The sequence below is a fragment of the Aquibacillus saliphilus genome, from assembly GCF_020404745.1.
In the GTDB taxonomy this organism is placed as follows: Bacteria; Bacillota; Bacilli; order Bacillales; family Amphibacillaceae; genus Aquibacillus; species Aquibacillus saliphilus.
Genome location: NZ_JAIZAP010000014.1, coordinates 75,227 through 88,702, shown reverse-complemented (window position 1 = coordinate 88,702; position 13,476 = coordinate 75,227). Strand labels below are relative to the sequence as shown.

The following is a 13,476-nucleotide window of genomic DNA, read 5'->3' as shown; positions in this document are numbered from 1 at the left end:
TTTAGCTGTTAAGCAAATTCTTCGTCTTACACAAAATAGCTCATCGCTTATATAATATAGCACGGTTGAATAATAGAATGCAATGGTATTTTTTACATTATTTATGTTTGATTATAAGTCAGTATGCGCAAACTACAGCTAATTAGTAATTAAAGGAGAAAAGCAATGAAACTGTTACTATTGATATTTTTATTTTATCTACTAATTGGTGGAACGATCTATGGACTTATCTATTTTCTTATTTGATATTAGTGTTTTATTCCCCCCTGGGATTATTTGTAAATAACAAGTCAATCCTCCCTTTTATCTTAAACTTCATTTATAATATAATGAGATACTTAAGTATGGAGAGGATAAACATGGATAAACAAAGAGAGTTTGACTATGAACATGAGGAAAAACAAGACAATTACCGAATCTTACAAAAAGCGTCTTTTTGGTATTGGGGTTTACTAACTTTTTTGTCGGCACTTGCCTTCTATTACACTGAAGCACTAGTAGCTTCCATTTTAACCATCCTCTTATTTGGGCTAAGCATTTCGACAAAAATGAGAAGATTGATGTATGTACTGTTATCGATAGGCTTAACACTTCTATTACTTAAGTTTGCCACTATACCAATCGCTATCATTACTGGACTTATTACTGCAACCATTTGTGTTGTGAACAATAAATATGTAAAGAGTAAACAAAAGAATAAAAAGCGGATGCGACGTGCATCTTAAGTAGTTCACTATCCGTGGAGAAACAACAAAGCACATAACTATTAGTGTAACTTTTTGCATTATTTTTTTATCACCAAATATAGGTTTAACATACAAAAACACTTGGATAAAAATGAGGTTTTATCCAAGTGTTTTTTGAGTATATAAATTTTGATTATGTAACTAAAGGTAGCTTATATGATAAAGTAAAATCCTTTATGAACCAACTACTTCTCCATGAAAATTTAAAAGAGAGGGCTTTAAAATACGTTTAATAAGTTTTTAACTTACACACTTTATTTGACAAGCCCTGACAAGCCCTATGAAGGTCTTTTCCTTTCATTTCTCGCTCATTTTGACTTTCATCTGCTTCATGAAGATCTTTTCCTTTCATTTCTCGCTCATTTTGACTTTCATCTACTTCATGAAGGTCGTTTTTGGATATTTATTCCACATAGCTACCTAGATAGTTATTAGACTTCCAATTAACATCAAAAATAACATATTAAATTATGCACCTTACTAACGTCAATTAGAGGATGTTAATTTTTGTTTGTACTATTTTGACGTTAATAGGGATGTTTTTTATTTTACAAATTACTTTGTTTGAACGTTTCAGATATCTAGGTTATATTAATTAAATAATCAGTTTTCTTGGAGGAGAAGGATAGTCTATGGAACAATCCGTTCAACTAAATAAAGCCAAGAAAACACATCGTCCTTTAGTTTTAGCGTCACTTGTGATTTCTATGTTTATGGCTGCCATTGAAGGAACTATTGTAGCGACTGCTATGCCAAATATCGTTGGAGATCTGGGCGGCTTTTCTGTCTATAGTTGGGTTTTTTCTTCTTTTTTACTTATGCAGGCGGTAACAACTCTTATTTATGGAAAACTGGCTGATTTGTTTGGTAGAAAGCCGATTTTTCTTATTGGTGTTGTTATTTTTTTAATTGGCTCCATTTTATGCGGTCTTGCAACGACAATGTCAATGCTGGTCGTTTTTCGTATTATTCAAGGTATTGGAGCAGGCGCAATCCATCCAATAGTAACTACAATTGTCGGGGATATGTACACTACCCAAGAACGAGCAAAAGTACAAGGGTATTTAGCTAGTGTTTGGGGTATATCCTCTGTGATTGGACCTTTATTTGGAGGGTTTATCGTCAATTATTCAGATTGGGCTTGGATTTTTTGGATGAATGTTCCTCTTGGAATTATTGGTATGTTTGGAATAGTCTTCTTTTTCCACGAGAATATAGAAAGAAAAAAACAATCCATTGATTACTTAGGATCTGGGTTATTCTTTCTATCAATTTCCACTCTTATTGTTGTTTTAGTACAAGCAGGAACAAATTGGACATGGAACTCTACCCCAGTATTATTGCTATTAGGTTTATTTCTCGTCAGTAGCCTTTTATTTTTGTGGCAAGAAAATCGTGCCAAGTCACCAATGATGCCACTTCAAATTTGGAACAGCCGATTAATAACCATTGCAAACTTGGCCACCCTTACATCTGGAATGATTATGATTGGCATAGCAAGTTTCTTACCAACGTATGTACAAGGTGTGATGGGTAATTCTGCGATCGTTGCAGGATTTACTCTTTCAGCGATGTCAATTGGCTGGCCAATCTCAGCTACCATTGCTGGACATCTAGTCCTTAGAATAGGTTTTCGTCCAACTGCTATCCTAGGTGGAATCGCCTTATTTATTGGGGCGTTATTATTTGTCTTTCTTGATCAAGGAAAAGGTCCAATCTATGCTGGTGTAGGATCATTTGTTGTTGGGGTAGGCATGGGACTCACTAGTACAACCTTTATTGTTTCGATTCAGAATAGTGTTGATTGGAAAAGGCGTGGTGTTGCAACCTCTTTGAACATGTTCATGCGAATAATTGGTAGTGCTTTGGGTGCGGCGTTTCTAGGTGGTATTTTAAATATGAATATGGAGAAAAATTTAACGGAAAATGGATCAGACCTAAATGAACAAATATCACTTGAGAATACGGATTCATTGCTTGATGGTAACCAAATGAATCAGCTATCTGAACATGCACAACAGTTATTAAAAGACTCCTTAACAAGTTCGCTACATGTCGTTTATATCGCGTTGTTTGGGATTGCGATTTTAACCCTACTTCTTACACTTTTCTTCCCAAAAGGCGAAACAAAAAGTTAAACATTGAAGAAATTCTATAAAATTTTTTCTTTTGATAGAAAAAATTCTACTATTTTAATCAACTATATGGAAAGTTTTTTTAAATAATGAGATAATTTCACTGTACCAACTTTGGTACGGTGAAATTTGTCAGAGAGGGTGTTATATTGTCCCAAATAAGATAATTAAATGATGTAGAAACTACTCATAAAGCCATAGCTATTACATTTGTTGATGGTCCAAAGCCGAATCTGCTAATAGAGGACAAACCAGCTACATTTCGACAACCGCATCTTGATTACAATAATGAAATCGCTTCCCTTGCTAAGGATTTAGGCTACAGCACAATAGGAGCACTTAATATGGATTCACTAGATTGGGAACTACCAGGTGTTGATTATATTCTATCAACATCCAGAAACCATATTAGAAATGGTAGTATTCTTATTTTTCATGATGGCTACGGAGATAAGATTGCAAACAATCGAAGCTGTTCCAAACACTTGTTATTGACTAGCTGAATCAATTTCATAATTACCTAATACAGCAATCCGTCCACATATAGTTTGGAACGGTTTATCTATTAAGTTAATGGAGAGGAAGAAAAAGAATGAAACTTGAACAAGGTCAAAAATTATTATTTATCGGTGATTCAATTACCGACTGTGATCGAGTGCAACCAGAGGGAGAAGGATTATTTGGTGCATTAGGAAACGGATATGTGTCCTTTGTAGATGCACTTTTGCAGGCCGTTTATCCAGAGATAGGAATTCGAGTTGTTAATAAAGGAATTAGTGGGAATAATGTCCGAAATTTAAAGCAAAGGTGGCAAACGGATGTTTTAGATCAAAAGCCTGATTGGCTAACTGTTATGATTGGTACAAATGATGTTTGGAGACAATTTGACACACCCTTTATTAAAGATCGCCACGTTTATATTAATGAATACGAAGAAACGCTTGAAAAGTTAATTAAAGAAACAAAACCATTAGTTAAAGGATTAATAGTAATGACACCTTTCTATTTGGAGAGTAACCAAGAAGACGACATGCGCCAAACAATGGATCAATATGGTAAGGTTGCACAACAAATTGCACAAAAATATGACTGTCTATTTGTTGATACACAAATTGCATTTAATGCCGTATTGAAGGAACTCTATTCTTCAACTTTAGCATGGGACCGAGTTCATCCAACCGCTGCTGGTCATATGGTTCTTACAAGAGCCCTTCTAAATACAATTGATTTTGATTGGAATAAATAAAAGAGCAAGCCCTAATATATTCATTGACTAACTAATAAGGAAACAATTTTATCTTCAATTTTCTTGCCATCAGAAGAGTCGATAAGATTATTTAGCAGAATTGAGAAAATGAGTTCTTCACCACTCGCAGTCTTAACATAGCCAGACAATCCACTGACCGTCGATATTGTTCCTGTTTTTGCACGGACTTCTGACTCGGCGGTAGTGGATATTAACCGATTTCTTAATGATCCACCAACCATGCGATTACTTTCACCAGCAACAGGTAATGAATTCAAATAAGCAGGGAACCACTTCTCTTTTTGAATCGTGTATAAGAGCTTTGAAAGTTGATTCACTGGAATTAAATTAATATGTGATATTCCTGATCCATCTCTAATGACTACTGTTTCCGGGTCCAAACCGAATTTAACCAGCTCGTTTTGAATGACTTCAAGTCCACTTTCAAAGCTTCCTTCTCCGTGAATCACTTTTCCCATTTCTTTTACCAATAACTCAGCATGGCCGTTGTTACTCAACTTCATATAAGGTACCAATAATTCAAGCAGATCAGCTGAACTATGTGTAATTAAAGTACTTGTTTGTCCTTTGGCACGGCCGGTCTTGAGCGATCCAGTCCAGATAATTCCGTGTTTAGTTAATGATTGCTTGAACAAGTTTAAAGCATAACCTGTTGGTTCCCAAACAGCTATCCACTCTTTTGTGCTAGTCGAGCCCTCCGGAATTGTACCATCAACAATTATTTTATTTGTTCCGTGCTCACGATTGATTGTTATCTCTTTTTTACTGTCGACGGAAACGGTGACAACATTGTTTTCAACGGTAAGATAATCGGTTTTAGGAGTAAATCTTACAATAGCATTACTAGCCGTTTCATCCCCTGGTGAAACTTCGACGATAACAGAACCGGCATCGTAATCTTTATTTGGAGACGCTGTTAATGCAGAGACCTGGGCACCATAATAACGATGCTCATCACTCCAAATTAAATCTTGCGAGTAACGAACATCGTCATACCAGGTGTCGTCTGCAATCACGTCACCTTCAATAACCTTCAACCCATTATTCCTTAAATTTTTGGCCATGTTATCAAAATCAGATTTTAACAGTGTCGGGTCTCCCCTTCCTATTAAATACAAATTACCGTCCAATTTATCCTGATTTATAAATCCATCCGTAGCCACTTCTGTCTCAAAGGAGTAATCCTCTCCTAAAATGGACAAAGAAGTTGCAGCCGTTAACAATTTCAAATTAGAGGCAGGCCTCAACCTTGTATCACCCAAATGGTCATAAAGAATGTCTCCAGATGAAGCGGAGCGAACACTCACTCCAGCTAATGCTCCTTGTAAGTCAGGCTCATTCATTAGTAGTTGGTCCAGTTGCTTACTGAGTTCTTTTTGATCTAATGTAGTGTTAGCGGATGGATTTTCAATAGTTGAATTTGCGAACAATAACAATAAAAATAGTCCAACAAAAAATAAAAAACTAAGCCTAAGTTTGACAGAACTCATTATTACCACCTTTTTCACCATAAGAAATTGAAGATTAAAAGTCACCTTGGTCACTTCGACAACAGTAAGACAAGGCCTCATTGCGGTCACAATGATTAGCCTTGCCACGTGTCAAACCTTTGGAATATCACAGACATAAGCTCTTTTATCCATTAAAATTACGGTGGTATATATCATTTCCATTCTAGGTGAATAATAGTATAGAAATTAGTAGTTATTTTCGATCAATTAAACTAGACAATAATTTAATCGTCTTATCACTAATTTGTTCATCTCCATATCTTGCTTCTTGATAGGATTCTTCTAATTTTGTGAGCAAATCAGTTGATAGTTGATTTTGTTCTTTTATTTTCTCTAAAGTCTCATGAGGCGTTTGATAGGAATGGAACACAAAACCGTTCTTCACCTGTTCTGACACAAATTGATGGTAGAGATACCTCACTTTTTCACTGTTAGTAAGGTTCTCCCAGTTCCGTTTTCGTTTAAACCGATTAATTACATGCTCTTTAGTCCAATCTCTCGTACGAACTCGCCAATCATTAAGGTCAAAGACTACTTCCTTTTCATCAATATACTCTTCACTTGTCTCTTTGTGGTTACTTATTCCAAATATCTGATTTAAAAATTGAACAAACCAAGAAAAAATTATCTTCAGTCTACTGTGAAATTTTTTATAGAATTTGACGATTAAGAATAGAATTGTCGCTGCTATAAAAATAAACATAACAGTCAAAAAAATTCTTTCTAACCAAATTGCAAAAAGAGATGGATCCGAGCCTTCATTTGGTAAAAAATACATATCGTTTGAAGGAGCTTGTTCTTTTTCAATTGATTGTTCTGTACCGAACAACGAGAAGAACCAAATAATGAATTGAATTGTTTTGGAAATAAGATTATACAATACTGTTTGTATTGTTGTGAAATTTGCAACAATTAGAACGAGCAAAGTCGTGATAAGAATAAATAATCGATTATGATTTTGAATAGATCGACTAAGTTTAGGTTTCTTTTGGACAGATAAGGTTGCATCCAACAACTTTTGGCGATTGGATATAAATAGAGTTAATATCACAAACGTTACTCCAGTCCATGAAATAAGTTCAGAGTATGCTGTTAACGAGTCTATATACAAATAAACAAAGTAACTAACAAAGTAACTTGGCATTCCATATGCCCAAAGGACTGAAGGTGCAGTGAAATCTTCCCCTGGCTGCTCGGCATACACGATTCCCCGGTAGCCAAAAACAAAGGCTACTATGTAAACAATTACAACAGAAAGCTGTCCACTACCAAATAATACTGGTAGGACGAAGCTAAATAAGACTAGAATACTAATATAAAACCAGCGCTTTTTATTCTTGAAAATTAAACGAAAAATAATGCTAACTAATAGGACAACAACTAAACTTATCAACCAATACGATAGCAGATTAGTAGGAATTGTATAGACAGAGATAGTAAGAACAAACGGAAAAATAACAAGGAACTCAATCATGACCTGTATCCATTTTACAAACACGGCTTTTACATCAAATAACATTTTGTTCACCTGATGTTGTATAAGTAGACTGATTTTTTTGTAGCCATAAAATCTCTACTGAATTACCTAGCATTTCTAATTGTCTAATATTGATTTGCATTTGTTCCGTCATAATAGTAGTGATTAAAAGAATATCGGTGTTTTCCATTTTCATATCGATATCTTCCTTTAAAAAATAGTTAAAATTTCTACTTCTTGCCATTTTTAATTTGGCCATCGTATCCAGGATTAATGTAAGTTGAGATGCATTGCTTTTCGGATTGATTCTAACCGAATCTTTAATTTTCTCGGTCCCCCCAAATGGCTCCACTAGATAGGAATTACAGCCAAATCCAGTGCTAATCCCTTGTGAAATTGCATATTGACAAATAGAAGCAGCATAGGACAATCCACGTTCAAAAAGCTTTTCATCTTCAATCGGAAGCCATATGTCCTCTGTTTCATCGAAATTTAGATAGATCATTAAATGATGGTCTGCAGTATAATCCTTTTTGTTCACTTGTAAATGATTAGTCCGAGCTGTCACTTTCCAGTTGATACTGTTGATTGAATCACCCTGGCTAAATTCCCTGACTCCTGCATGAACAAATGGGTCTTCAATTATCCACCTTCTTACCACAATCTCTCCTAACCAACTATGTGAGGGCAAGGGAACTTGATCAATAGGAATAAACGCCGGATATACCGTAATATCAGTCAATGCTGGAACAAGTTGAAAATTCTCTCCAAATCCAAATGCATCTCCTGTAGATATCGAAACTGTATTTAGTCGATAGTAACCACGTTTTCCACAAATTACTTTGTGCCGTCTTGTCACTTTTTGATAAGGAATCAAACTAAATAATGTATGGTGAAAAAGTTCATTTTCTTCTTCACCATGCGATTCAATTCGATGTGGAAACAGTAAGTGTCGGTTGATTTTAGAATCCAAGCGCACCCAAGGGACTGGGAGTATTTTCATATTAGTAATTTGATCAATCATTTCCACTTGCTCTCCTTCAAAGACAGTTCGTTCACTAAAAGAGCGAGTGTATTGAATGTTAGTTAATCCCCATTTTTGATAAATAAAAGATTGAATCAACACGAATAAAACAAGTAGAGTGATAAACCATCCTAGACTCATTTTCTAAATTCCCTTACTAACATGTTTTCAGTAGGTACAGGGATTTCTTCTATCAGTTGATCTAATATCTTCTCAACTTGATTAGATTTTCTTCCAATTGTTGGAGTAAGTACAATTCGGTGTCCCATTACTGGTTTAATCATTGCCTTTATATCGTCCGGAACGACATATTCTCTTCCCTTCAAGACTGCATACACCTGAATTGCTTTTAACAGTGCTTGGCTTCCACGCGGACTAACTCCTAACTCAATTTCTGGATGTACTCGTGTCTTTTCAACAATATCGATTAAATAAGAAATCAAATCCTCGCTTACATGAACACTGGAATACAGTTGTTGAGCATCCACAATATCCTTGCTACTAACTACTGCTTGGATGTGATCAAAAGGATTATTTTCCTTAAACCGTTTTAAAATTTCTATCCCCTCTGTTTTAGAAGGATATCCTAGACTCACCTTCAACAAAAACCGGTCCAGTTGGGCTTCTGGTAAAGGAAAAGTCCCTTGACTTTCTACCGGATTTTGAGTTGCAATAACAATAAAGGGTCTACTTAAGCGATACGTATCTCCATCAATGGTTGTTTGTCTCTCCTCCATACTTTCTAGTAAACTAGATTGTGTTCTTGGTGTCGCCCGATTAATCTCATCAGCTAATAAAATATTAGCAAATACTGGGCCTTGCCTGAATTCAAATTCTCCTTGTTTCTGGTTATAAAAATTTATCCCCGTGATATCAGTTGGTAATAAATCTGGAGTGAATTGAATTCTCTTGAACGAGCAATCTAGTGATTGTGCTAGTGACTTAGCTAATAAAGTTTTTCCGGTACCTGGAACGTCTTCTAGTAACACATGTCCTGAAGCAATTAATGCAACTAGTAACTGGTCCACGGTCTCTTCTTTTCCAACGATTACTTTCTGAATATTTTTTTTAACCTTATCTGCTATCTCCGAAATCGATGTTAATTCCATGTTATGTACTCCTTTTGTTAAACGATTAATGATGTTTGCGCTTTCTTTTTAAGACTCTCTTTGTTTACTTTAAATCTTCGCATTCGATAGAAACTGCGACGTATCTGCTATGTGGATTTGCTTTCATATTCTTTCTAAGGTGAGTGCTAAATCGTCGCTGCGGAAATACACTCGCTTTCCGCGGGTGGCTGTTGAGCCTCCTCGCGCTTCGTGCTGCGGGGTCTCACCTATGCCTTTCCTCCCGCAGGAGTCTTCGTGTATTTCCTTCGCTTAGAATAGCTTTCTGTTCAAGTAGGAAGACCCGCGAAACGTTGATTTCACGGCATATAGAGTACTCATTAATCAGAACACCAATTTCCAGCGTAGGCATAATACGTAGACTCCTCGAAAATTAAGATCGATTTTCTTCGTGCGATCAGGTGCTTTCGAAGTATCTCTGGTCCTGTGGGAACAGCGAAAGGTTTTCGATGGGACGAGTAATCGCAGTCCCACGAGCCGAAGACCCCGGAAGAATCGTTCTTTGATTCTGAGGCTTTAGGTCGTGCCCACGGAAAGCGAAGTATTCTGACGAAGCGATGGTATGGCACTCGATTCAATTAGAATGGAAGCAAATCCTAACCAAAGTTACGTCGTAGTCTATAGTTTTTGTGCAACAAAGCAAATTAGCTCTATACATCTATTTAGACATCTGTGTCTTATTTTCCTTCAAACAAATTTTGATGTTAGACGAAACTTCTTGTAAACTATAAAGTGAATCTTAGTTCAGGTAAGGGTTTACTAACCTCAAATTGAGATAGATATTGATTTATTTTAATTTTACTAATCGGGAGATGATTACTTGTTAGGTCAACAAATAGCTATTAAATTAGAGATTACGGCAAGAAGGGCACTAAATATTAAGAAACAAGGTGGAATGGCCGGCGTTATTTCAGCGGACTTTATTGAAAAAGATAAAGGAGCCTTCACCGTTTTGTGCACTGCAATAGCTCCATATTATTTAAATACAACATCTGATGAAAGGCAACCACTAGATGAAATAATTGAAAGATATCGTCATCTTCAAGATTGTAGTTTAGAAGAATATTTCAAAGCTACCGATCGTGCGACAGAGGAGCTTAAAACACTCCTTGACAACCTTGGTGTGCAGGATGCTTTGGAATAGGTAAGTTAGTTAAACTAAATTTTAATTAGAACATCAGAACATGCTAGCATTCTATCTTTTTATAGAATGCTAGTTTTATTTACGTGAATCAATTTCATAATTACCTTGTGCAGTAATTCTCATCCCCGGATGAGAATTACAAAAAATCAATATTATGAAATTGACTAAAGCGCAAGTACTTTTAACAGTCGTGATCCACTCCATTCATCTAGTAGTAGATCCATTTCCGATTTAGGGATGGGACGACTAAAGTAATACCCTTGCATATAGTGACTTCTAAAATGCATTAATTGCCTAAGTTGTTCTTCTTTTTCCACGCCTTCAAGCACAATCTTAAGGTTTAAATCATTAGCCATAGTCACAACTGCTGACAGTATGGCTTTACTTGCTGAGCGGCTGCCAATATCATCAATAACCTCCCGAGCGATCTTGATCGTGTCAATAGGTAATTGGGTTAAGTAAGATAGTGATGAGTAACCAGTTCCAAAATCGTCTAATGCAATTTGAACTCCTAACCCCTGTAATTCAATTAATTTGTTAATAGCTATATCCATATTGTTAATCGCAATAGCCTCGGTAATTTCAATTACCAAGTAATTTGAACTCACCTGATATTTATCTAGAGTCTTGTTGACTTTTTCTGACAAACTTTCTTCCGAGTAAAATTGCTGTGGTGATACATTAACGGCCATATAGATAAAATAACCTTGTTCATGCCATTTTTTTAGGTCGGCACAAGCTTTATCTAAGACCCAGTCATTAAGAGCAAATATGACTCCGGTTGCTTCCGCTAATGGGATGAATTCAGCAGGTGAAATCAATCCAAGTCCAGGATGATTCCAGCGCACTAATGCTTCTACTCCGTAAATTAGACCTGTAGTCGTGCATATTTGTGGCTGGTAGTGTACTTCTAGCTGATTGTCTTCTAAAACGGTGTGAATATCCTTGCTAATGGCTACTTTTCTAAGGGCTTTACCATCACTCAATGGTTTGTAAATGCTATAGTGATTCTTTCCTTGATACTTTACTCGATACATCGCCTTATCTGCATGCTTCATTAACGTTTGACTATTATTTGCATCCTCTGGATAAATAGAAATTCCGATACTAGGAGTAACTGAAACACGATGATTATTAATTAAAAATGGCTGTTGTAAATTCCCCAAAACCTTTTCAGCATTGTTTATCACTTGCTCGATGTGATCAATGCTTTTTAAGAGCAGTATAAATTCATCTCCACCATGTCTTGCTGTAATATGGTCATTTGCTAACGATTGACTTAATCGTTGTCCAACAGCAACGAGTAAATCATCACCAGTTGAATGACCTAAAGTATCATTAATAATCTTAAAATGATCTAAATCAAGAAATAAAACTGCCAGCATCTTGTTATTAACTTCTGCCTCAGCGATAGCTTGATCTAATAAACTTTCAAAATATCTTCGATTCGGTAAACCAGTTAATGGATCATGATATGCTAAATGATTAATTTTTTTCTCTGTTTCTTTTAACTGCGTTAAATCTTTCGCTATACCAAATACGCCATTAACTTTGTCTTCTGCAAAAATTGGTATGTAGGTAACACTTAAATATTTATGATTTCCATTCCAATCCTTAATAGCTATTTCATAGTACTGTGATTTCCCCTTTTTAGCTGCAATAAAATTTCTTAATACTTTCGCCATTGACATAGGTGGAATAACAGTTGAAAACTTGAAATCCCTTAGTTTTGTTTCATTAAGTTCTGTCATAGATAAAAATTTAGTATTGGCATCAATAATATTCCCGTCTAAACCCAAAGAAAAAACAGCGTCTGTATGATATTGAAACAACGAACGATACCTTTGTTCACTAATCGCTAATTCCTGTTCTTGTTGCTTAGATAGTAAAGTTAATTTAACGTTATCTTTACTACGATACCACGATTGATGCAATGAAATGATGCTTAAAAGTGGGAGAATAAAATAGATAATACCTTCAAGGGAATTAGTGAAACCGCTATCATGTTTCCATAAGAAAACCAACATATAGGAAATAGTAATAAATAATAAAACAATTAATACATTTTTCTTGAAAACCAAAGCACTTCACCCGTTTCCCAAATATAATTACTAGCCCTCTAAAAGGATAGACCGCTACAAGTTGTAGCCATTAACAACAAAATAGCTTGGTTATCCTTTTTTATTAGGAGCTTTAACCACGTGGTATTACTTCTTCACCGTTTTCGATGAATTCATTGCTATGTTTGAATATTATATTATCATACTATTTTTAGAAACAATATAACTTTTGTTGAGACTCGCAGGAATCTGATTCGTTATTGTTCATTCAACTTATTATCAACGGTTTGTTTTACATTTTCCGCAACATCAATGGCTACTCTGTTCATTGTGATCGTGGTAGATGTCGTGTCAATCATGATACTAGCATGATTATCTTCTGTTGAAATTTCACAAGATTGAATGTCTTTATAGTCGACCATGCGGTCCATACTCGTATCTTTGGTGCCCATTTTATAATAAAAGACGCGCTTGTCCGTAATAAATAAAAGCTCAGTCGGTTTAGCAAGCGGAGCAGCATACACCAATAACTCCTCATCACTGTCTAATTTATTTTTCTTAAATGTATCAATATACTTTTTCATAATATTTGGCTTACCAATTCCTGCTTTATTCACCATTTTCTTTATTGAATCAAACATTGTCATACCTCCATATTTTTCAAGTTTATCATTGTTTTCTATTTGTTATTTGTAAATGACAAATCCACACTTATAAACAAAATTAAGCTATACACTAGGCAATCATCAGTGAATAGTTAACATTTTACATTGTACAAAACGAGTGAACAGAATACAAAATCAAGAGTATTTTCATCGATAAAATAATCACTATGATAAAACGGTCGCACCCGGTATCGATCCAGAGGATTCTTCCTGGAGAAAACGCTACAGAAGATGACATGAAGAAAGATGAACAAACAACTGTCGATCGTTTAACCAATGATGAGTATGACCCTAGTGAAAATTAATCATTTTATAAAGTG

The 13,476-nt window shown here is 35.4% G+C and carries 12 protein-coding genes; 6 read left to right on the top strand and 6 right to left on the bottom strand.

Going from position 1 to position 13,476, the window contains the following annotated elements; translation table 11 throughout:
• Positions 1-359 precede the first annotated feature (359 nt).
• From LD272_RS14610 to LD272_RS14595, 4 genes are all read left to right on the top strand, one after another.
• Positions 360-725 carry a hypothetical protein gene (locus LD272_RS14610; protein WP_226037353.1) on the top strand — a complete coding sequence of 122 codons (366 nt, stop codon included), beginning with the start codon at positions 360-362 and terminating at the stop codon, positions 723-725.
• 653 nt (positions 726-1,378) lie between these two features.
• The gene (locus LD272_RS14605) at positions 1,379-2,884 is read left to right on the top strand and encodes an MDR family MFS transporter (protein ID WP_226037352.1); all 1,506 of its coding nucleotides are present in this window, start codon (positions 1,379-1,381) and stop codon (positions 2,882-2,884) included.
• A gap of 341 nt (positions 2,885-3,225) precedes the next feature.
• Positions 3,226-3,384, top strand: a complete 159-nt coding sequence (locus tag LD272_RS14600; protein WP_226037351.1) for a polysaccharide deacetylase family protein — start codon at positions 3,226-3,228, stop codon at positions 3,382-3,384.
• An 89-nt stretch (positions 3,385-3,473) separates the two neighbouring features.
• Positions 3,474-4,127: an SGNH/GDSL hydrolase family protein gene (locus tag LD272_RS14595; protein ID WP_226037350.1), complete on the top strand. Its 654-nt coding sequence runs from the start codon at positions 3,474-3,476 to the stop codon at positions 4,125-4,127.
• A gap of 20 nt (positions 4,128-4,147) precedes the next feature.
• Here LD272_RS14595 and dacB read toward each other — a convergent pair whose 3' ends face one another.
• The 4 genes from dacB to LD272_RS14575 form a co-directional block, all read right to left on the bottom strand.
• On the bottom strand, positions 4,148-5,638 hold the full coding sequence (dacB, locus tag LD272_RS14590) for a D-alanyl-D-alanine carboxypeptidase/D-alanyl-D-alanine endopeptidase (protein WP_226037349.1): 1,491 nt from the start codon (positions 5,636-5,638) through the stop codon (positions 4,148-4,150).
• A 214-nt stretch (positions 5,639-5,852) separates the two neighbouring features.
• Entirely contained in the window at positions 5,853-7,178 is a 1,326-nt protein-coding gene (locus LD272_RS14585) for a DUF4129 domain-containing protein (RefSeq protein WP_226037348.1), read from the bottom strand.
• The gene (locus tag LD272_RS14580; protein ID WP_226037347.1) at positions 7,168-8,301 is read right to left on the bottom strand and encodes a DUF58 domain-containing protein; all 1,134 of its coding nucleotides are present in this window, start codon (positions 8,299-8,301) and stop codon (positions 7,168-7,170) included. Before LD272_RS14580 ends, LD272_RS14585 begins: the two co-directional genes overlap by 11 nt.
• Positions 8,298-9,269, bottom strand: a complete 972-nt coding sequence (locus LD272_RS14575) for an AAA family ATPase (RefSeq protein ID WP_226037346.1) — start codon at positions 9,267-9,269, stop codon at positions 8,298-8,300. Before LD272_RS14575 ends, LD272_RS14580 begins: the two co-directional genes overlap by 4 nt.
• An 838-nt stretch (positions 9,270-10,107) precedes the next feature.
• Between LD272_RS14575 and LD272_RS14570 the strand changes: the two genes are divergently transcribed.
• Positions 10,108-10,431: a hypothetical protein gene (locus tag LD272_RS14570; protein ID WP_226037345.1), complete on the top strand. Its 324-nt coding sequence runs from the start codon at positions 10,108-10,110 to the stop codon at positions 10,429-10,431.
• A 164-nt stretch (positions 10,432-10,595) separates the two neighbouring features.
• Here LD272_RS14570 and LD272_RS14565 read toward each other — a convergent pair whose 3' ends face one another.
• Together LD272_RS14565 and LD272_RS14560 are read right to left on the bottom strand one after the other, a co-directional pair.
• Entirely contained in the window at positions 10,596-12,512 is a 1,917-nt protein-coding gene (locus LD272_RS14565; RefSeq protein WP_226037344.1) for a putative bifunctional diguanylate cyclase/phosphodiesterase, read from the bottom strand.
• A 236-nt stretch (positions 12,513-12,748) separates the two neighbouring features.
• Entirely contained in the window at positions 12,749-13,132 is a 384-nt protein-coding gene (locus tag LD272_RS14560; protein WP_226037343.1) for a PH domain-containing protein, read from the bottom strand.
• Between the two features lie 191 nt (positions 13,133-13,323).
• On the opposite strand from LD272_RS14560, the gene LD272_RS14555 reads away from it, so the two are divergent.
• Positions 13,324-13,461: a hypothetical protein gene (locus LD272_RS14555; protein ID WP_226037342.1), complete on the top strand. Its 138-nt coding sequence runs from the start codon at positions 13,324-13,326 to the stop codon at positions 13,459-13,461.
• Positions 13,462-13,476: the final 15 nt, after the last annotated feature.